Raw genomic sequence first — 19,128 nt, 5'->3', positions numbered from 1 at the left:
GGGTGGGGAAGGTGGCGGGCGGGGGCGCGGATGTGTGGTGCCGCGTTCCCCGCCCGCCGGGTCTAGAGCTGCAGCAGCGTGGGGGCCGCGCCGAGCAGCGTGCGGGTGTATGGATCGGACGGGTTCTCGAAGACCTGGGCCGCGGTGCCCTGCTCGACGATCTTGCCCGCGTTCATCACGCAGATCCGGTCCGAGATGTAGCGCACGGTCTGGATGTCGTGGGAGATGAACACCATGCCGAGGTTCAGCGTGGCCTTCAGGTCGGTGAGCAGGTTCAGCACCTGGGCGCGCACCGAGACATCCAGCGCGCTGGTCGGCTCGTCGGCGACGATGATATCCGGGTCCAGGGCCAGGGCGCGGGCGATGGCCACGCGCTGGCGCTGCCCTCCGGAGACCTGGTTGGGCATCGCGGAGGCCGCGGAGGCCGGCAGGCCCACGACCGAAAGCAGGTCCGCGACCTTGGCGGCGCGGGTGGCGGGGGTGCCGATGCCGTGGATCTTCAGCGGGTCCGTGAGGATGTCGGAAATGCTCATGCGCGGGTTCAGCGCCGTGGAGGGGTCCTGGAAGACCACGGCGACCGAGCGGCCGAATTCCTTGCGGCCCGCGGCGTTGCGCTTGGAAGCGTCCTTGCCGCGGAAGAGCACCTGGCCGCTGGTCGGTTCCTGCAGGCCCACCAGCACCGAGGCGAGGGTGGACTTGCCGCAGCCCGATTCGCCCACGATGCCCACGGTTTCGCCGCGCGAGACGGAGAAGTCCACGCCGTTCACGGCCTTGACGATGTTCGGCCTGAAGAGCTTGCCGCCGCGGGCCCGGTGGTGCACGTGGATGTCGCGCAGCTGAACGACGGGGGTGGTGGATTCGTTGCTCATCGCGACTCTCCTAGGGAAACTGGTTCGTGGCTGGCCCAGAAGTGTTCCGGGTGTTCCCCGGCCGACACGAAGTCGGTGGGACGGTCCGGATCCGCCTCGGCCCGCTGGGAGCGTTCGGCGAACCTGTCGCCCGCCGCGAACGAGTACGGGGAGGGAACCGTGCCGGGGATCTGGTGCAGGCGCGTGGCTCCGGACTCGATCGAGAGCACCGCGCCGAGCAGGCCCTGGGTGTATTCGTGCGCCGGGGCGGCGAGCACCGCGGGGACCGGGCCGGATTCGACGACCTGGCCGGCGTACATCACCGTCACGCGGTGCGCCAGCGAGGCGACCAGGGCCAGGTCGTGGCTGACGAAGACCATCGCGAAGCCCAGCGATTCGCGCAGCTCGTTGAGCAGGTCAACGACCTGCTTCTGGACCGTGACATCCAGTGCGGTGGTCGGTTCGTCGCAGACCACGAGCTTGGGCTTGCGGGACAGCGCCATGGCGATGAGCACGCGCTGGCGCTGCCCGCCGGAAAGCTCGTGCGGGTAGGAGCGCAGCGTGCGCACCGGGTCGAGCTTGACCAGTCGCAGCAGTTCCTCCGGGCTGGTGCGCCCGCCGCGGCGGGTCAGCTGCCGCAGCTGGTCGCCCACGAGCATCGAGGGGTTCAGCGAGGACAGCGCGTCCTGGTAGACCATCGCGATCTGTTCGCCGCGCAGGCCCTTGTAGACCTTGTCGTCCCCGGCGAGGTGGTTTCCGTCGGGACCGACCGGCAGCAGTTCCTTGCCGTTGAACTTGATCGAACCGGTGACGAGCGCGGTGTCCGGCAGCAGGCCCATGATGGCCAGCGAGGTGATGGACTTGCCGCAGCCGGATTCCCCGACCAGCGCCATGGTCTCGCCCTCGCGGACGGTGAAGGAGACGTTGTCCACGATCCTGGTTTCGCCGAAGCGGGCCGGGAAGCGGATCGAGAGGTTCGCAACCTCCAGGATGGTCTTCGGTTCCCCGTTCGAGGAATCGAGCACCAGGCGGTCGGTGCGCTTGGCCTCGGTGGCCGCAAGCAGCTCGAGCTCGGAACGCAGGCGGGCCAGGGCGGCGGTGTCGACGGCCGGCTTGGCTGCCTTGGCCGCCGCGGTCTCCGCGGTGGAGGCGGCCTTCCTGGTGGACTTGGGGTTCACCAGCGCATCGGTCATGCCCTCGGCCAGGATGTTCAGCGCCAGCACCGTGAGCAGGATGGTCACGCCGGCGAAGGTGGTGGCCCACCAGGCGCCGTTGAGCACCAGGGTGCGGCCGTAGGAGATCACATTGCCCCAGGACGGGGCCGGGTCCTGGATGCCTGCGCCCAGGAAGGAAAGCGAGGCCTCGAGGATGATCGCGTCGGCGACCATGATGGTGGCGAACACCAGCACCGGGGCCGCGCAGTTGCGCAGCACGTGGGTGCCCAGGATGTAGAAGCGCCCGGCTCCGATGACACGCTCGGCACGCACGTAGTCCTCGCCCCATTGGGCCAGCACGTTGGCGCGGACCACGCGGGCGATCTGCGGGGTGTAGATGATCGCGATCGACAGGATGATCACCGGCAACGAGTTGCCCAGCGAGGCCAGCAGCGCCGCGGCCAGCGCAATGCCCGGGAAGGCCATGAGCATGTCCATGATGCGCATGATGGTCTCGTTGGCCCACTTGGCGCTGGTGGCTGCAAGCGCGCCGAGCAACCCGCCCATGAGAAGGGCCAGGGCAACCGAGCCCAGGCCGACCAGCAGCGAGGCCTGCGCACCGAAGAGCAGGCGCGAGAGGATGTCGCGGCCCAGCCGGTCGGTGCCGAAGGGGTTCTCGGCGCTGGGGCCCTGGGCGGGGATGCCGGATGCCAGCGGGTCTTGCGGGGCCAGCAACGGGGCGAAGAGTGCCGCGAGGGCGATCAGCACCAGGAAGGCCAGGGAGATCTTGGAGCCCAGCGGCAGCGCGGTGAAGCGCGTGCCGCCGGCACTCAGGCGGGAAACAAGTCCGTTGCGTGGGGCGAGGGGAGCCATGAAGTTACACCGTCCTGATGCGCGGGTTGATGAGCAGGTAGAGCAGGTCCACGGCGATGTTGACCAGCACGAAGGTGACCGCGATGGCCAGCACCACGCCCTGGACCAGGTTCACGTCGGAGTTGGTGATGCCGTTCATGATCAGCTGGCCCATGCCGGGCAGCGAGAAGATCATCTCGATCACCACGGCACCGCCCAGCAGGTACCCGATGCGCAGGCCCAGCACGGTGACCGGGGTGACCAGCGCGTTGCGCAGCACGTTGCGGGTCAGCACCTCGCCGCGCGGCACGCCGTTGCCGATGGCGGTGCGGACGTAGTCCTTGTCGAGTTCCTCGACCATCGAGGTGCGCACCACGCGGATCAGCGAGGCGGAGACCGGGATGGCCAGCGCGAGTGCGGGAAGGGTCATGTGGGCGAGCCAGCCGCCGAGCCCGGTGCCAGCGGCGGCCGCACCGCCGGAGGGGAAGAGCGGGTTGGCGCCCAGGGCGAGCCACTGGATCAGCAAGATGCCCAGCCAGAAGGACGGGGTTGCGATCGCGGCAATGGAGAAGATGCGGACCAGCTGGTCCGGCCAGCGGTCGCGGTAGAGGGCGCCGAGCACGCCGAAGACCAGGGAGATCACCACGGCGATCAGCACGCCGAAGAAGGTCAGCTGCAGGGTCAGCGGGAACGCGTTGGCGATCATTTCGCCGACCGGGCGGGCCGGCGGGGTGGTGGTGCCGAAGTCCAGGCGGATCAGCCGGCCCAGGAAGGAGACGTACTGGATGACCAGCGGGTCGTTGAGCCCGCGTTCGGCGCGGTAGGCGTCCTTGGCCGCCGCGGTGGCGCCTTCGCCCAGGGCGGAGGTGGCCTCGTCACCGGGTGCAAGTTTAAGGATGATGAAGACCAGGAAGGTGACTCCCAGGATCATCAGGGGCAGGGCGGCGAGGCGGCGTAGCAGCAGCCGTAGGAGGGTTCCCACGCAAGAACTCCGATGGGTAGGCAATGAGTTGGCAAGGGGTGTTGCAGAAGGGTGGCGGTTGCGCCGCCGACTTGGGAGAATCGGCGGCGCAACCGGAATGTTCGAGGACTAGGCCTTGGGGGCCACGCCGACGAAGGAAATGCCGGTGGTCGGAAGCGGCTTGAAGCCCTCGAGCTTCTTCTCGTCCCAGGCGGTCGGCAGCTGGCGGTGCAGCACCGGGTACAGCGGGACCTGGTCGGAGAGCAGGTTGATGGCTTCGGTCCAGGCCTTGGTGGCACCGGCTTCGTCCTTGGACTTCACTGCCGCATCGAGCATGCCCTGCAGTGCCTTGTACTCGGCGGACTTGGACCAGCGGAAGCGGTTGGTCGGCCAGACGTCGCCGCGGTAGAACCAGCTCAGCAGCAGGTCCAGGTCGTTGCCGAAGACCGACGGGTCGCCCGGGGCGGCCACGATGGTGAACTTCCCGGTGTCGACGTGGTCGGTGTACAGGGCACCGGACTGCAGGTTCTGCATGGTGACTTTGACGCCCGGGAGCTTGTTCCAAGATTCGAGCAGCAGCGGGGCAATGTCCTTGACCCAGGAGGTGTCGGTGGTCAGCAACTCGATCTCGAGGTTGGTGACGCCGGCTTCCTTGAGCAGGGCCTCGGCCTTGGCGGCGTCGTAGCCGTAGACGTTTGCGGCCTTGACGTACTGCGGGTGGGTTTCCTGCACGTAGGAGGTGGCCGGCTTGGCGTTGCCCAGCAGTGCGCGGTCGATGACCGTCTGGGTGTCGGTGGCGTAGTGGAAGGCCTGGCGCACGCGCTTGTCGGCGAACGGGCCGGACTCGCAGTTGAACATCAGGAAGAGCAGGCCGAAGGACTGCACCGATTCGACGTTCATCTTGGACTTCAGGCGGTCGACGTCCAGGTACGGGACGTCCTCGATGGCCGCGACGCGGCCGGACTCGGCGGCGGTGACGCGGGCGGCGGCATCCGAGAGCAGGTACCAGGTCATGGTGTCTGCCTTGGCCGCATAGGCGCCGTTGTAGTCGGCGAACTTCTCGAAGACGATTTTGTCGTCCTTGGTGGCCGAGACCAGCTTGTACGGGCCGGTGCCGACCGGGGCTGCGTCGAATGCCGCCTGGTCTGCGGAGGCGAGCTTCTTCGGGACGACCTTGACCACGGAGATGCGGGTGGCGAAGAGCGGGAAGGCGTAGTTCAGGGTGAACACGACGGTGTCTTCGCCCTTGGCCTTGACCGACTTGATGAACGGCACGAACTGCGCGAACAGCGAGGCGTTCTTGGTGTCGGTGACTCGATCGAAGGAGTAGACGATGTCCTCGACGGTGACCGGGTCGCCGTTGTGGAACTTTGCGCCGGAGCGAAGCTTGACTTCCCAGCTGGTGTCGGTCAGCTGCTTCGGGTCGGCTGCGGCCAGTGCCAGGTACGGTTCGCGGGTTGCCGGGTGCAGGTCGACCAGGCCCTCGAAGATGTGCATGTTGGCAGCGAACGGAGTGGCGCCGGAGGAAGTCATCGGGTCGAAACCGGTGGACAGGGCGTAGGAGATGCCGGCTTCCAGGTGGGTGGCGGCACCGGTGGCGGCAGCGCTGCCGCCGGTTGCGGTTCCCGTGCTCGAGCAGGCTGCAACCGTTGCCGAGAAGGCAGCGGCTGCACCAAGCATGCCGGTCATCTTGAGAAATTCACGACGGCCACGGGGCTTGCTGGCCAAATCCTTGATGGTCATATCTAATCTCTTTCATTTCCAAGACGGGGAAAGTCGGACGTAGGACGTCCTATGCTGTGAGATAGACTGTAAGCGTCATCACCACCAAACGTCAACCGCGTCACAGTGGAAACCATGCATCACCATTGATTCAGCGGAGAAGTTTCGCCGCATAACCGAAAGGGGCATCAGCCGCTCATGACCGTCTCGCGACCACCTCGTCTCGATGCCCACGCCAGGCTGCGTGCGCTCACCTCCGACATCACCGACCTGATCCTTGACCGCGGCCTGCTGCCGGGCGACGCCATGCCCACCGAGCAGGAGCTCATGGCGGAGCTGGGCGTGGGGCGCAACACCCTGCGCGAGGCCATCAAGGTCCTGCAGGCCCTGGGCGTGGTGGAAATCCGCCACGGCTTCGGCATGTTCGTGGCCGAGGAGAACCTCGTGGCGCTGTCCGACTCGCTGACCTTCCGCGGGCAGATGTCGCTGCGCCACAAGGGGCACGAGGCCAACGAGCTCGTTGACGTGCGCCAGGCGCTCGAGGCCGGGCTGGTGGGAACGGCAATGTCGGCGATCACCGAGCAGCACCTGGCCGAACTTGAATCCATCGTGGTGGACATGGAGCAGCTCGCCGCCGACGGACACAGCTTCGTCGATGCCGACAGGAATTTCCACCGGATCCTGTTCGAGCCGCTGAACAACCAACTGCTGAGCAACCTCCTGGGCGTCTTTTGGGATGTGTACCGCACCATCCACCAGAGCATCGACGCCAAGGACAGCACCCGCGCGCACCTTGCCGAAACCGCGCATTCGCATCGCGAACTGTTCGAGGCAGTGAAATCCGGCGACAAGCCGCTGGCCAGCTCACTGCTCGCCTGCCACTTCGACGGGATCCGCGGCCAGCTCGCGGATTTCAACGCCTCGGTCGACTAGCCCCAGAGGTGCGGCGCGGGCCTTCGGGCGCCGGGCAATGCGGTGTCCTCGCGCCAGCGCGCCACCCAGTCCGGCAGCACCAGGTCCGCCGGAACCCCGAGCCCCATCGCGGCAAGGATCGCCTCGTTGGACACCGGGCCCTTTTTGGAGAGCAACCGGGTGGCCATCGTTGCGTGCACGTAGATCTCGCCGTCCGCAACCATCCGCTGCTCGAAGTAGATGCATTTGTCGTCCATGCCCAGGATGCGGGTCTCCTGGGTGAACCTCTGGTTGAAGACGACGGACTTGCGGAAGGTGATCGTCTCGGCCTGCACCACCGGGGTCCACTTGTTCTTCTTCATCACGTTCCACACCCCGGCGCGGACCATGAGATCGAACCGCCCGAGGTCGAAGAGCGAGAAGTACATGCCGTTGTTGATGTGTCCGGCCACGTCGATGTCGGTGAGCAGCGCCCGCATCGGAACCGAAGAGGTATCGAACATGGACAGCTTGGGGCGTCTGCCGGCAGTGGCGAGCAGGATCAGGAGGCGAAAGAGAGCATGCATGAACCCCATCCTACTCATGGGTAACTTACCTGTCGCCCGTTTTGTGGCGCGCTAGTGATTGACTTATATCAATGAGTTGATTCAAGATGGAACCCGGACACCACCGTGCTTCCGGACATCGCATCCATTTTCAGGACCCCCACCATGGCCCCGCGCGCGCTTCGACCCTTCGCCCACCGCGATTACCGCATCCTGCTCATTGCCATGGCCATCAGCGTCTTTGCCCATGGGATGTGGGCCGTGGCCATGGTCTACCAGGTCAAGCACCTGGGTGGCGGCCCGGCCCAGCTTTCGGTCGTAGCCACCGCAACCTCGCTCGGTCTGCTCGGCTTCGTGCTCATTGGCGGCATCACCGCCGACCGGGTCAGCTGCCGGAAGATCATCATTGCCGTCGAGGCCGTCTCGCTCACGGTGATGAGCACCGTGGCGGTCCTGGCACTCACCGGCTCCATCCAGCTCTGGCACCTCGCCGTGGCAGGTTTCATCCAGGGCACTGGCGCCGCATTCTTCTTCCCTGCTTACTCGGCGCTGCTTCCCCGAATCCTGCCGGCCGAAGATCTGTTGGCCGCAAACGGTATGGAGGGCATGTTCCGTCCGGTACTGCAGCAGGCTGCGGGTCCGGCCATTGCCGGCGTGCTCGTCGCCTCCTTTGCGCCCTCGATGGCCATTGTCGGGATTGCCGCCTGCCACCTGGTGGCCTTCGTGGTGTTGAACCTGCTCGGCCACCACCGCGTCTACGACGCGCACCTGGATCCCGACGAGAAGCGCCCCAGCGTCCTGGCCGACCTGCGGGAGGCGGTCAGCTACACGCTGGGCACCCCGTGGCTGCTGTGGACCCTGTTGTTTGCCGTTGTTGCCGTGCTCAGTTTCATTGGCCCGATCGAGGTTCTGCTGCCCTTCGTCGTGGAGGACCAGCTCAACGGCAACGCAAAGACCTTCGGCTTCATGCTGGCGGCTTTCGGCATCGGTAGTGCGGTGGGCTCGATGGTCACCGCTTCGCTTCCCCTGCCGCGGCGCTACCTGACCTTCATGATGGCGTTCTGGGCCTTCGGCACGATCCCACTGGCGTTCATCGGATTGACCCGGTCCCCATGGCAGCTGGCCGCGCTGCTGGTCGTCGTGGGAATCACCGGAGGGCTCGGACAGGTCATCTGGGGAACGCTGTTGCAGCGCCGGGTTCCGCCCCACATGCTCGGGCGGGTGTCCTCGTTGGACTTCTTCGTCTCGCTGGCTCTCATGCCGGTGTCGATGGCACTTGCCGGCCCGCTGGGCGCAATCATGCCGCTGTGGATCATCTTCGTGGTGGCGGGTGTGGCTTCACCGGTGATCGGTGTCCTGGCTTGGCTTGCAGGGCGAATGTATCGGGACGAAATCGATCATCCGCTCGATCAGGTGGATGCACCTCAGCAGGCCGGCGCCTGAGTTGTCCCGGGCCGTGTTCCGGAACTTGGCCCGGGTACACCAGACGGGCACCCGAACGGAGTGCCTGTGGAAAACCTCTCCCAAACATTTGGCAACGGGGTTAGGATGTCTGCTAATTGACTCCAACCGAATCGTAGGCCGCTGGCATGTTTGCGAAATTCAAGAAAGTCATGCTTGTCTTCTGCTCCGGCGTGCTCGTGCTTACTGCGGCAGGCTGCAACGGAAGCGCCGACCCTGTCGAATCCACCGGCGCGTCTCCGACGGCCGCTTCCACTGCGTCCAGCTCACCACCATCCGCATCACCGAGCCCCACTGCGAAGCCAACCCCCACACCCGTTCCGGGAAGTTCCAAGGGCCCCGCTAAGAACTGGCCGATACCCAAGATGCCGGATGCTGCTAAGGAAAGAACGGAAGAGGGGATCATTTCCTTCACCGAACACTGGTTTGACGTTCTCGAATACATGTATTTCACGAATAATACGCGTCCGTTGAAAGAGATCACCCTCCCGGCCTGTGACCTGTGCGCTCGAAAAATTATCGACCCAGCTGATGGACTGGCCAAAAACGGTGCGTGGTCAGTAGGTGGAAAAATCAAGGCAACGGTGACGTTGGCAGTCCTCGACAGCAAGAACTCAGCTGTCACCAATTTCCGCATGGAGCAGGAAGAACTTCTCGTTTACAGCAAGAATGGCGATTTCTACGGGAAGCTGCCAGGAACAAAGAAGCCCGACGCTGGCACGCTAGTTCTTGAATATGACAAGGGCTGGCAAGTGGTCGATCTTCAATGGCTCGATGCGAAGTGATTCTTCATGAAACCCAAAAAGTTCTTGATATTCGGTTTACTGGCGATCATCTTGGCCAGCGTCAACATTTCCATTTCTGCGACTAGTGCGTATGCCTGCCCTGAAGAATCGTTTGGAACGAAGGATCGTGAATTTGTTGCTAAAGCGCCGGGCTGCAATTTTGATAACGGCGGGAAAACCTACGGCGACGAACAGCGCGGGCGCACGCAGACCATCAATAACGGACCAAAGATTCGATATGAAGTCACTTATTACCAAGAGTGCTCGCCGGCAATGACCCTCATCAAATCCTGTAGCGCGAACACTGACCCTCCATGTCCGGACGGAAGTTATCCGTTGACCAGGGTGATCAAGGCACTGAATGGGCCGCGGGCAGGAAAGAGGGTCTCAGCTCGGCAGTACTGCACAAATGAACCAACCCTTGAGGTTCCTGGAGCAGAAAACGACATTGCGAGGGTGACACCCGACCAATTCCGCCGAATGCCGCTTGTTGCTTCGAGCATTGTCAGCCAGCCCAAGAACTTCTCGCTGCGCAACGGACACGCCCACATGTACGCCGAATCCGAACTCCAGAACTTCAACATCACGCTGTTCGACCAGGATGTCCGGGTGCGGGCGATCCCCGTTTCCTACCTGTGGACATACGGCGACGGAGCCTCGCGGACATTCCCATTCCCCGGCGGCCCCGTGGCCGAGCGCGGCTTCGACGAACCCACCAGCACCAGCCACGTCTACCAGGACACCGGCGACTTCAGGGTCGGCCTGACCACCCGGTTCCGCGGGGAGTACTCGACCGAGGGCGGCCCCTGGACCCCGATCCCGGGCGTCGCCAACGTGCCCAGCGAACAGGTCACGATGAGCGTGTGGCGGACCAAGAAGATCCTGGTCGCGGAGAACTGCACCAACGACCCGCACGCACCGGGCTGCGCGTCCCTGTTCGACAAGTAGCGCCCGAAGGGCTCCCCGGGTGGCCACACAGCTGACGTCCTTCTCTTCTCTGCTCGTGGCCCCTACAGGTACGGGCGCGTGATGAACTCGATGTAGTGTCCCGCCGGGTCCAGGAGGTACACGCCGCGGCCGCCGTGTTCGGTATTCGTCTGGCCCGGGCGGGTTTGCTGCGGATCGGCCCAATGCTCGATCCCGCGTTCCTGGATCCTCGTGTAGGTGCGCTCGAAGTGCTCGTCGTCAACCAGGAAGGCGTAGTGCTGAGGCGGGAAGTCGATGGGCGGTTCGGCGAACTGCAACATGGCCCCGTCGTCCAGCTGGAGGTTGGTGAACGGGCCCCAGCTTTCGATGCGGTGGGCCTCGGCGAGGTCCACGTAGAACTGCGCCGAGACCTCGCGGTCCCTGGCGGCAATGATGGTGTGATTGAAAGAAATGCCCATGGTTTTTCCTGTCTCTCAAATCGGGGAATCCGAAGGATGCAGGCAACACATGGCCCAGTCGACAGGCAGTGTGGAAAAGTGTGTGCGCCGGATACGGAAGGGACTCTTGCTGAACGCAAGATCGTCACCACTGCGCAGAGCGGTCCGCGAACCGCTGCATTGTGGCAACAACGTGAGTTGCCTTGACCTCCTGGAAGCTCGGCCCATCTGGGGCGCATCAAGAATTCTTGCAGGCAACGGTGCTCGCCACAAGAAGGTCTTCGGCGAGCGCCCCCCGCACCCCGAACGCTCCCACCTTCGACTTCACTCACCGGAATCCCACGTCAACCAAGCATTAACCCTTTGGTCACCAAACCTTTCTAAGGTCTTGTTCGTGCCCTCGAACCATCGCGTTCGATCGTCCCCCCGAGGCGCAAACCCTGAAAGGCATCACGTGAAAACTCCCTCGTCCGTTCCCCGCCGAGGCATCCTGCTCGGCGGCACCGCCGCGGCCATCTCCGGCGCACTTGCCGCCGGAACCTCCCCGGCCACTGCAGCAACCACCCCCACTCCCGTGCAGCCGGTGGCCACACCCGACAGCAAGCTGAGGTTCGGGCCAGACGGCAAGTTCAAGATCGTCCAGTTCAACGACACCCAGGACGGCCATTTGACCGACAAGCGCACCCTGGAACTCATGAAAGCGGTGCTGGATGCCGAGAAACCTGGCTTCGTGGTGATCAACGGGGATGTCATTGACGGCAAACCCACCACCGCCACCGAGGTCAAGCAGGCCATCAACAACGTCGTGATGCCCATGGAATCCCGGCAGATCCCTTGGGCCCTGACCTTTGGCAATCACGACGAGGATTCCCTGGTGCATGGCACCGGGATGACCGAGCCAAAGATGCTCGAGTTCGTGCGCGGTTACAAGTACAACGTAAACACCAAGGACAACGCGGTGTTCGGGTCCTCGAACTCCCAGCTGCTGATCTCCTCCTCGCGCGGCAACAAGCCGGTGTTCGGCGTATGGCTGCTGGACTCGGGACGCTACGCCGACGACAAGGTCGGCGGGCAGAACTTTGCCGGATTGAAGTCCTACGACTGGATCCGGCCCGAGCAGGTTGCCTGGTACCGCGCGGCTTCCAAGGCCACCGAACAGCGCTTCGGCAAGGTCCCGTCGCTGATGTTCTTCCACATCCCGCTGTGGGAACACCACCACATGTGGTTCGGTTCCCAGTTCACCTCCAACGACGCCGACCACGCCAAGGCGGCGAAGAAGCACGGCATCGTGGGAGAGAAGAACGAAGGCGTCTACGTCGGCGCGTTCAACTCGGGGCTGTTCACCGCGATGCTGGAGCGCGGGGACGTGCGCGGCGCATACTGCGGCCATGACCACATCAACACCTACATGGGCAACTACTTCGGCATCGAGCTGGGGTACGGCCCGGGCACCGGTTTCGGCCCCTACGGCCTGGGCGGGGCAAAGCAGCACAACCTGCGCGGTGCCCGCGTCTTCGAGCTCGATGAGGACGCCAACGGCATCTACACTTCAACCCGCACGGTCTTCGCCAAGGACTATGGGATCGACATGAATGCAGCCCGCCAGCCGCTGGCCGAACCGTTGCCACTGCCCGAGGGCATGTAACCCTTGGGAGGCCGAGGTTCCCGCGGGCCTACTTCGGTCCGCGGCGCGGCCGGAACGGACGCGTCCCCTCGGCCTCCGCGATCGCGTCGGCGGCACGGATCAACCCCAGGTGCGAGAGCGCCTGCGGGAAGTTCCCGGCCATGTGTCCGGAGGCCGGGTCGAATTCCTCGGCCACCAACCCCAGGTCGTTGACTGTTCCGGCAAGTTTCTCGAACAGGGCCCGGGCATCGTCGAGGCGCCCGGAGTGGGCATACTGCTCCACGAGCCAGCAGGTGCACACCAGGAAGGTGTATTCCCCCGGCGGCAGCCCGTCTCCCCCGGCCTCGGTGCGGTAGCGGCGGATGAACCCGTGTTCGTCGAGCAGGTCCTTCTCCAGCCGTGCCACGGTGCCCAGCATCCGGGGGTCCTCGTAGTCGACGAAGCCTACCTGGGCCAGGACCAGCAGCGAGGCGTCGACCTCGGTGGTGGCGTAGGTCTGCGTGAACGAGTCCAGGTCCGCGTTGAAGCCCTTTTCCATGATTTCGGCACGCAGCTTGTCGCGCGCGGACTCCCACTCCTGCACGTCGCCGGTCAGCCCGTGGTGCGTCACCGCCCGGACCCCGGCGTCCAGGGCGGCCCACATCATGGCCCGCGAGTGCGTGAAGTATTCCGGGGTCCCGCGCATTTCCCACACCCCGTGGTCCTTGCGCTTCAGGTTGGCAATCACGTAATCGATCAGCGCCTTTTGCAGCGGCCAGGAGAAGTGGTCCTCGCGCCCGCCCATGGTGCGCAGTTCATCGAGCGCGACCATGACCTCGCCGACCACGTCCCCCTGGTACTGGTTCACCGCGGCATTGCCCACCCGCACCGGCTTGGCTCCCCCGTACCCGGGCAGGTGCTGCAGGACCCGCTCGGGCAGCTCGCGCTCCCCGCCGACCCCGTGCATGATCTGCAGGTCGTTGTGGTCCCCCGCAATGGCCCGCAGCAGCCAGTCGCGCCAATGCAGCGCCTCCTGCTCGTAGCCGTGGGTCATCATCACCTGCAAGGTCAGCGCGGCGTCGCGCAACCAGCAGAAGCGATAGTCCCAGTTGCGTTCCCCGCCGAAGAACTCCGGCAACGAGGTGGTGGGCGCCGCAACGATGCCGCCGGTCTCGCGGTGGGTCAGCGCCTTGAGCACCAGCAGCGAGCGGCGCACCAGCGCGTCATGGGCCTCGTGCCTGGGGATCTTCGCGGCCCAGTCGTGCCAGTGCTTGGCGGTCTGGGTCATGGCCAGGCCCACGTCGCTGGGCTCGGGCGTCGCCGCGTGCCCGGGATAGCAGGCGAACTCGAAGTCGAACACGTCCCCGGCCCGCACATCGAATTCGTCGCGGTGGGTGTGGTGCTTGGCCTTGGGAAGCCGGGCGGCATGCAGCACCGCGGCCTTCGGGCCGGCGACCGCCACCAGCGACTCGGTGCCCTTCACCGGGTCGAAGCTGCGCCGCACCCACGGCAGCACCGCCCCGTAGTTGTACCTGATGACCAGTTCATGTTCCATGCGCATGGTTCCCGAGAGCCCCTCCACGCGCCGCATGATGCCCGAGTGCCCGTTGTCCGTCGGCATGAAGTCGGTGACCAGGATCTGCCCGGTGTCACTCGCCCACAGGGTGCGCAGCACGAAGGAGGCGTCGAGGTAGTTGCGGCTCACCACCTCGCCCTGCAGCGGTGCCAGCAGCCAGCGGCCGTTCTCCTGTCCGCCCAGCAGCGAGGCGAAGACCGATCCCGAGTCGAAGCGCGGGAAACACAGCCAGTCCACCGAGCCCCGACGGGAGACCAGTGCCGCGGTGCGCTGGTCGGAAAGCAACGCGTAGTCCTCGATGAAAGTGCCCATGGCCCCACCCAATCGCATTTGCCGCTCCCAGACAAGGGAATTTGGGTTCCGGTGCCGCATCGGGCGCCCGCTCGAAGCCGGCCATGGGATAGGTTCATGGGTGGGATGATGACCGCTCACGTGCCCCAAGGGGATCAACCATGAAATTCCTGGCCTTGCGCCAACGCTTCCTGCCCGGCGATTTTCCGCCCGAGGAATGGGAACGCCGGCAACCAAGCATCCAGCAGTTGCGACGCGATGCCTGGGTGACGCTACTGGTCATGGCCGCGGCGCTGCTCGGCATGGAAATGATCCTCAGCTTCGCGCCCGCGCAGGAGGCCCCCGACCGCGTCCCGGCCTACCTGGCCATGTGCGCGATGATTGCCCCGCTGGCGGTGCGCCGGCGCTTCCCGATCGCCTCGATGCTGGTCCTTTCTGCGCTGTTCATCGGCTTCGGCACCTGGCTTCCGACGGTCATGATGCAGCTGGCACCGCAGATCGCCTACTTTGTCGGGCTCTATTCGGCGGTCACCTGGGCGCGGGACAGGCGCGGACTGAGACTGGCACTGGGCGGCGTCATCCTTGCCATGGCCGTGTGGCTGCTGGTGGCCATCACCAACGCGAAGCTGTTCTACGGCACCGAGCTGGAGCTGCCCACCGCCATCGAGACCTCCGGCTTCATCGACCCGGTCATCGCCTATGCCGGCTACAACTTCCTGGTCAACCTCTTCTACTTCGGCGGGGCCATCTTCCTGGGAGAGACGTCCTGGCGCAGCGCCTGGCGGCACGAGATCGTCGTGGAACAGGCGGCACAGTTGCAGGAACAGGCCGAGGAGCTGGCCCGCCGGGCCGTGGTCGACGAGCGCCTGCGCATTGCCCGGGAACTGCACGACGTGGTGGCCCACCACATCTCGGCCGTCGGGGTGCAGGCGGCAGCCGCCCGCATGGTCCAGCCGCGGGACCCGGAACGCGCGGCCGCGCTGATGCTCGGCATCGAGGACTCGGCCCGCCGGGCGGTGGGCGAGACCCGCTCGCTGCTGCGGGTGCTGCGCCACGGGGACACCGACGCCGAAGGCACCACCGACCGTTCGCCGGAGCCCTCGCTGGGGCAGCTGCCGGGGCTGGTGGAACAGTCGGCCCGCGCCGGGGTCGCGGTGCAGTTGATCACCGTCGAACACCGGCCGGGTTTCCTGGGCGAAGTAGGCCCCGGGCTGGGCCTGGCGCTGTACCGGATCGCCGCAGAGTCCCTGGCCAACGTGCGCGAGCACTCCACCGCACGCTCGGCGGTGCTCTCGCTGCGCAGCGGCAGCGACGGGAACGGCGACTGGGTGGAGGTCGAGGTCATCGATGACGGGGACCAGCGCCCGGGAACCGCCGGCAGCGGCTACGGCCTGCGCGGCATCAAGGAACGCGCAGCGCTGCACCACGGCTTGGTGGACATCGGCCCGCGCTCGCCGGCCGGGTGGCGCACCCGCGCCCGGCTGCGCACCCTGCACACCACCGACACCGTTGAAGGAACCCCATGAGCGCCATCCGCATCCTCGTCTGCGACGACCAGCCGCTGATCCGCTCCTCCCTGGCCCTGATCCTGGGCACCGACGAGGCCCTGGCGGTCGTGGGCACGGCCGCCGACGGGCAGGAAGCCGTGGCCGCTGCCCTGGACCTGGAACCGGACGTGGTGCTCATGGACATCCAGATGCCGGTGCTCGACGGGGTCGGCGCCACCGCGCAGATCACTTCGGCAACCAACGCCAAGGTCGTCGTGCTGACCACCTTCGACCGCGACGACTACCTCTTTGCCGCGATCGACGCCGGGGCCAGCGGGTTCCTGCTGAAAAACACCGAACCGGAAATGATCATCCAGGCTGTGCATGCGGCGGCCGGCGGCCAGGCGCTGCTCTCCCCCGAAGTCACGCTGCGCATCATCCAGCGCGGCACTGCCTCTTCGGTACCGGGCACGCCTGCGGCACCGAAGGCCGCACTCGCCCCGGATGACCGGCGGGTGCTTCACGAGCTGACCAACCGGGAACGCGAGGTGCTCATCAAGCTGGCCACGGGCCTGTCGAACGCGGAGATCGCCGGTGCGCTGTATGTCACGGAGGCAACCGTGAAGACGCACCTGTCCAACGTCTTGGCCAAGGCCGGGGTCCGGGACAGGGTGCAGGCCGTCGTCTTTGCCTACCGCGTCGGACTCATCCCTTCGATGGAGGCCTGAGGCAGGGGCGCAGGTGCCTCGCAGGCGGATTTCATTCCTTTGAACGATCCCCCGCGGCGGGCCCTGCACATAGATTGGAAGGCAGGAGAACACCCCGCCAACCGAAGGAATGCACCACCGTGCTAGAGGTACAAGGTCTCACCCGACGATTCGGTGACCGGACGGTGCTTGACGAGGTGGCCTTTGCCGTCCCCGCCAATGGCATGACCGGTTTCGTCGGGGCCAATGGCGCCGGCAAGACCACCACCATGCGCATCATCATGGGAGTGCTCAAGTCCCATTCCGGTTCGGTGTACTTCAACGGCACGCAGATCACCGACACCGACCGGGCCCGCTTCGGCTACATGCCCGAGGAACGCGGGCTCTACCCCAAGCAGCAGGTCCTCGACCAGCTCCAATACCTGGGCCAGCTCCACGGCATGAGCCGCACCGATGCCCGCACCGAGGCCCTGGACCTGCTGGACCGCTTCGGCATTGCCGACCGGACCAAGGACAAGCTCGAGTCCCTCTCGCTGGGCAACCAGCAGCGCGTGCAGGTCGCCGCCTCACTGATGCACCACCCCACTGCGTTGGTGCTTGACGAGCCGTTCTCCGGGCTGGACCCGCTGGCCGTGGACTCGATGACCAAGCTGTTGGCCGAGCGGGCCGCCACCGGGGTGCCCATCCTCTTCTCCAGCCACCAGCTGGATCTGATCGATACGCTCTGCGATCATCTCGTGGTGCTGGCAGGGGGCAGGATCGTGGCCTCCGGCAGCGCCGAGGCGCTGCGGGCCCGGGCCAGTGCCAAGCACGTGGTGGTAACCCCGCCCGATGCCGGATGGCTGCGCGAGCAGCCCGGGGTGCGGGTGCTGGATGTCGCGGGTCCGCGCGCCCTGGTGGAGTTCACCGATGACGCGGCTGCCCAACGTATCCTGCGCACCGCGGTGGATCGCGGGGCCGTCACCGAATTCGCCCCGCAACGTCCCTCGTTGGCAGAAATCTACCGGGAGGTCATCCGATGAGCATCACCGATCACCGCACCAGGCCCGCCGACGCACCGAGCCGGTCCGCCTCTTCCGGGCAGCCAAGCGCGCCCTGGCTGATCGTGACCCTGCGCGAGGTCACCGTGAAGATCCGGGACAAGTCGTTCATCATCACCACGCTGATCACCCTCGCGCTCATCGTGGGTTCGGTGGTGTTCGCCGGGATCATGGGAGAGAAGACCACCACCGCAACGATTGCGTTCGAGCAGAACGGCAGGACCGCCACCTTGGTGGCCTCGGCCAACGAGCTGGCCCTCGCCAACGACCGGAAGATCAAATTGGTATCCCATCCGGTGCAGTCAGGGACCGAGGCCCTCGATGCCCTGCGTGCCAAGGACGCAGATCTGGTACTCGCGCCCACCCCGGATGGCTACAGCCTCACCGCGTTGAAGGAGGTGCCCGGCTCGATCCAGTCGCTGCTCGGTGAAGCGGCAAGCGCCCAGGCACTGGAATTCAACGCCGGGAAGCTGGGGGTCTCCCCCGAATCGCTGACCGCAGGTTCCACCGTGAGCCCGGTGCTGCTCGACGGGGATTCGGAACGCAACTCGATGGCCATGGTCATGGGCTTCATCTTCTCGTTCCTCTTCTACATGTCCGCGATGATCTTCGGGATGCCGATCGCCAACTCGGTGGTGGAGGAAAAGCAGAACCGGGTGGTGGAAATCCTGGCCACCGCCATCCCCATCCGCCAGCTGCTCGCGGGCAAGATCCTGGGCAACATGATCCTGGCGATGGGGCAGCTGTGCCTGTTCGTGGGGATCGGCCTGCTGGCCCTGAACATGATGCCCACCCAGGTCCCGTTCATTTCAGTGGTGTTCGCCACCGCCGGCTGGTTCCTGGCCTTCTTCCTGGCCGGATTCCTGATCCTGGCCGCGGTGTGGGCGGCGCTCGGTGCGATGGCCTCGCGCACCGAGGACCTGCAGCAGTCCACAGGTCCGGTGATCATGGTGCTGGTGGCGGTGTTGTTCACCGGCATCTACGCGAAGGGCACGCTGTTGGTCGTTGCTTCCTACGTTCCGGTGATTTCCTCGGTGGCCATGCCCATCCGATTGCTCAGCAGCGATGTTCCGCTGTGGGAGCCGTTCGTTTCGCTGGCCGTCGCCGTTGCGGCAGCCTGGGCCATGGTCCTGTTCGGCGAGAAGATCTACCGCCGGGCCATCATGCAGACCGGATCGGCACTCTCCTGGCGCAAGGCGCTGAGTCTCGAGGAGTGACGGAAGGTTGCCTTTTCCAGACTTGAATCTGAATCGGATTACTCGATGGATGCGAATCTCTTCTGGGCAACTCACATTTTATTCACCGTATCAACCCCAAATTGAAATTTGAATCGTTCAAAAATCCCAGAAAATCTTGGTTAACATTGCGCACCAGTGGCTTCCATGTAGGTAAAATAACGTCCATGACTAGGCAAAAACTGGAAGTACTACGCGATCTCTCATTCGGCGAACGTGTTGCAGAAGAAGAAGCGGACCAATTGGCGTCCTACTTCGTACAAACCGACCAGTGGCGTCAAGTGTTCGACGGAAAAGTGGCTCTACGGATTTGAGCGTGGTGCGGGCGCCTTGACGCCGTAATCTTGTAGGCATCTTTCGGGGCTTCCCGCGTGCCTTGTCCCGGATAGACGTCAGGGCCTTCTTGAATGGTTATCGACCAAGAAAACCACAAGAAAGACCCTGACAGTGAACCATTCTAGCTCTGCCTGCGTGCTGCCCGCAGCACCAAGGAAACCCAAAGAACCACTCCCCGTGGATGCCGCCGAGAACCTGGTGGCCAGCTCCTGCGGGACCGGCCCATGGTGCAACAGGGCCGACGCCTTC

At 65.1% G+C, this 19,128-nt stretch carries 17 protein-coding genes; 10 read left to right on the top strand and 7 right to left on the bottom strand.

Features of this window, described 5'->3' with window-relative positions; genetic code table 11:
* Positions 1–62 precede the first annotated feature (62 nt).
* The 4 genes from DQ353_RS09885 to DQ353_RS09870 form a co-directional block, all read right to left on the bottom strand.
* Positions 63–869 (bottom strand): ATP-binding cassette domain-containing protein, encoded by an 807-nt coding sequence (locus DQ353_RS09885; protein WP_113762597.1) that lies wholly within the window; start codon positions 867–869, stop codon positions 63–65.
* Positions 866–2,875, bottom strand: a complete 2,010-nt coding sequence (locus DQ353_RS09880; RefSeq protein WP_113762596.1) for a dipeptide/oligopeptide/nickel ABC transporter permease/ATP-binding protein — start codon at positions 2,873–2,875, stop codon at positions 866–868. Before DQ353_RS09880 ends, DQ353_RS09885 begins: the two co-directional genes overlap by 4 nt.
* Before the next feature lie 4 nt (positions 2,876–2,879).
* The gene (locus tag DQ353_RS09875) at positions 2,880–3,836 is read right to left on the bottom strand and encodes an ABC transporter permease (protein WP_113762595.1); all 957 of its coding nucleotides are present in this window, start codon (positions 3,834–3,836) and stop codon (positions 2,880–2,882) included.
* A gap of 108 nt (positions 3,837–3,944) precedes the next feature.
* Positions 3,945–5,558, bottom strand: a complete 1,614-nt coding sequence (locus DQ353_RS09870; protein ID WP_113762594.1) for an ABC transporter substrate-binding protein — start codon at positions 5,556–5,558, stop codon at positions 3,945–3,947.
* Between the two features lie 177 nt (positions 5,559–5,735).
* Between DQ353_RS09870 and DQ353_RS09865 the strand changes: the two genes are divergently transcribed.
* Positions 5,736–6,470 (top strand): FadR/GntR family transcriptional regulator, encoded by a 735-nt coding sequence (locus DQ353_RS09865; protein ID WP_113762593.1) that lies wholly within the window; start codon positions 5,736–5,738, stop codon positions 6,468–6,470.
* On the opposite strand, the gene DQ353_RS09860 is transcribed toward DQ353_RS09865, so the two are convergent.
* The gene (locus DQ353_RS09860; protein WP_113762592.1) at positions 6,467–7,015 is read right to left on the bottom strand and encodes an acyl-CoA thioesterase; all 549 of its coding nucleotides are present in this window, start codon (positions 7,013–7,015) and stop codon (positions 6,467–6,469) included. The genes DQ353_RS09865 and DQ353_RS09860 overlap by 4 nt on opposite strands.
* Before the next feature lie 144 nt (positions 7,016–7,159).
* Here DQ353_RS09860 and DQ353_RS09855 point away from each other — a divergent pair, with 144 nt between their 5' ends.
* The 3 genes from DQ353_RS09855 (at position 7,160) to DQ353_RS09840 (ending at position 10,188) form a co-directional block, all read left to right on the top strand.
* Complete coding sequence (locus tag DQ353_RS09855) at positions 7,160–8,437, top strand: MFS transporter (RefSeq protein WP_113762689.1); 1,278 nt, start codon at positions 7,160–7,162, stop codon at positions 8,435–8,437.
* 146 nt (positions 8,438–8,583) lie between these two features.
* Positions 8,584–9,240, top strand: a complete 657-nt coding sequence (locus tag DQ353_RS21295; RefSeq protein ID WP_146755231.1) for a DUF6318 family protein — start codon at positions 8,584–8,586, stop codon at positions 9,238–9,240.
* A 456-nt stretch (positions 9,241–9,696) separates the two neighbouring features.
* A complete protein-coding gene (locus DQ353_RS09840) occupies positions 9,697–10,188 on the top strand; it encodes a hypothetical protein (RefSeq protein WP_113762589.1) in 492 nt (163 codons plus the stop codon).
* A 62-nt stretch (positions 10,189–10,250) separates the two neighbouring features.
* Here DQ353_RS09840 and DQ353_RS09835 read toward each other — a convergent pair whose 3' ends face one another.
* Positions 10,251–10,625, bottom strand: coding sequence for a VOC family protein (locus DQ353_RS09835; protein ID WP_113762588.1), 375 nt, complete (start codon positions 10,623–10,625; stop codon positions 10,251–10,253).
* A 433-nt stretch (positions 10,626–11,058) separates the two neighbouring features.
* Between DQ353_RS09835 and DQ353_RS09830 the strand changes: the two genes are divergently transcribed.
* Complete coding sequence (locus tag DQ353_RS09830; protein ID WP_286166723.1) at positions 11,059–12,249, top strand: metallophosphoesterase family protein; 1,191 nt, start codon at positions 11,059–11,061, stop codon at positions 12,247–12,249.
* 28 nt (positions 12,250–12,277) lie between these two features.
* Here the strand turns inward: DQ353_RS09830 and DQ353_RS09825 are convergent, their stop codons facing one another.
* Positions 12,278–14,113 (bottom strand): glycoside hydrolase family 15 protein, encoded by a 1,836-nt coding sequence (locus tag DQ353_RS09825; RefSeq protein ID WP_113762586.1) that lies wholly within the window; start codon positions 14,111–14,113, stop codon positions 12,278–12,280.
* Positions 14,114–14,235: 122 nt separating this feature from the next.
* Here DQ353_RS09825 and DQ353_RS09820 point away from each other — a divergent pair, with 122 nt between their 5' ends.
* From DQ353_RS09820 to DQ353_RS21645, 5 genes are all read left to right on the top strand, one after another.
* Positions 14,236–15,600, top strand: coding sequence for a sensor histidine kinase (locus DQ353_RS09820; RefSeq protein WP_113762585.1), 1,365 nt, complete (start codon positions 14,236–14,238; stop codon positions 15,598–15,600).
* On the top strand, positions 15,597–16,289 hold the full coding sequence (locus DQ353_RS09815) for a response regulator (RefSeq protein WP_113762584.1): 693 nt from the start codon (positions 15,597–15,599) through the stop codon (positions 16,287–16,289). The genes DQ353_RS09820 and DQ353_RS09815 overlap by 4 nt, the downstream gene beginning before the upstream one ends.
* 119 nt (positions 16,290–16,408) lie before the next feature.
* Positions 16,409–17,290 carry an ABC transporter ATP-binding protein gene (locus tag DQ353_RS09810; protein WP_113762583.1) on the top strand — a complete coding sequence of 294 codons (882 nt, stop codon included), beginning with the start codon at positions 16,409–16,411 and terminating at the stop codon, positions 17,288–17,290.
* Positions 17,287–18,525 (top strand): ABC transporter permease, encoded by a 1,239-nt coding sequence (locus DQ353_RS09805; protein ID WP_113762582.1) that lies wholly within the window; start codon positions 17,287–17,289, stop codon positions 18,523–18,525. Before DQ353_RS09810 ends, DQ353_RS09805 begins: the two co-directional genes overlap by 4 nt.
* 185 nt (positions 18,526–18,710) lie before the next feature.
* Complete coding sequence (locus tag DQ353_RS21645) at positions 18,711–18,857, top strand: hypothetical protein (protein ID WP_181578322.1); 147 nt, start codon at positions 18,711–18,713, stop codon at positions 18,855–18,857.
* Positions 18,858–19,128: the final 271 nt, after the last annotated feature.

This window comes from Arthrobacter sp. AQ5-05, assembly GCF_003287975.1.
Taxonomy (GTDB): Bacteria; Actinomycetota; Actinomycetes; order Actinomycetales; family Micrococcaceae; genus Paeniglutamicibacter.
Note: the sequence above shows the minus strand (reverse complement) of the source record. Positions and strands in the feature narration are given on the sequence as shown.

What these genes read in the sequence shown, in the direction of transcription:
- DQ353_RS09870 (WP_113762594.1), bottom strand. Translation starts at nt 5,558, where the DNA reads ATGACCATCAAGGATTTGGCCAGCAAGCCCCGTGGCCGTCGTGAATTT.
- DQ353_RS09825 (WP_113762586.1), bottom strand. Translation starts at nt 14,113, where the DNA reads ATGCGATTGGGTGGGGCCATGGGCACTTTCATCGAGGACTACGCGTTG.
- DQ353_RS21645 (WP_181578322.1), top strand. Translation starts at nt 18,711, where the DNA reads ATGACTAGGCAAAAACTGGAAGTACTACGCGATCTCTCATTCGGCGAA.
- DQ353_RS09885 (WP_113762597.1), bottom strand. Translation starts at nt 869, where the DNA reads ATGAGCAACGAATCCACCACCCCCGTCGTTCAGCTGCGCGACATCCAC.
- DQ353_RS09865 (WP_113762593.1), top strand. Translation starts at nt 5,736, where the DNA reads ATGACCGTCTCGCGACCACCTCGTCTCGATGCCCACGCCAGGCTGCGT.
- DQ353_RS09855 (WP_113762689.1), top strand. Translation starts at nt 7,160, where the DNA reads ATGGCCCCGCGCGCGCTTCGACCCTTCGCCCACCGCGATTACCGCATC.
- DQ353_RS09835 (WP_113762588.1), bottom strand. Translation starts at nt 10,625, where the DNA reads ATGGGCATTTCTTTCAATCACACCATCATTGCCGCCAGGGACCGCGAG.
- DQ353_RS09805 (WP_113762582.1), top strand. Translation starts at nt 17,287, where the DNA reads ATGAGCATCACCGATCACCGCACCAGGCCCGCCGACGCACCGAGCCGG.
- DQ353_RS09815 (WP_113762584.1), top strand. Translation starts at nt 15,597, where the DNA reads ATGAGCGCCATCCGCATCCTCGTCTGCGACGACCAGCCGCTGATCCGC.
- DQ353_RS09820 (WP_113762585.1), top strand. Translation starts at nt 14,236, where the DNA reads ATGAAATTCCTGGCCTTGCGCCAACGCTTCCTGCCCGGCGATTTTCCG.
- DQ353_RS09860 (WP_113762592.1), bottom strand. Translation starts at nt 7,015, where the DNA reads ATGCATGCTCTCTTTCGCCTCCTGATCCTGCTCGCCACTGCCGGCAGA.
- DQ353_RS21295 (WP_146755231.1), top strand. Translation starts at nt 8,584, where the DNA reads ATGTTTGCGAAATTCAAGAAAGTCATGCTTGTCTTCTGCTCCGGCGTG.
- DQ353_RS09880 (WP_113762596.1), bottom strand. Translation starts at nt 2,875, where the DNA reads ATGGCTCCCCTCGCCCCACGCAACGGACTTGTTTCCCGCCTGAGTGCC.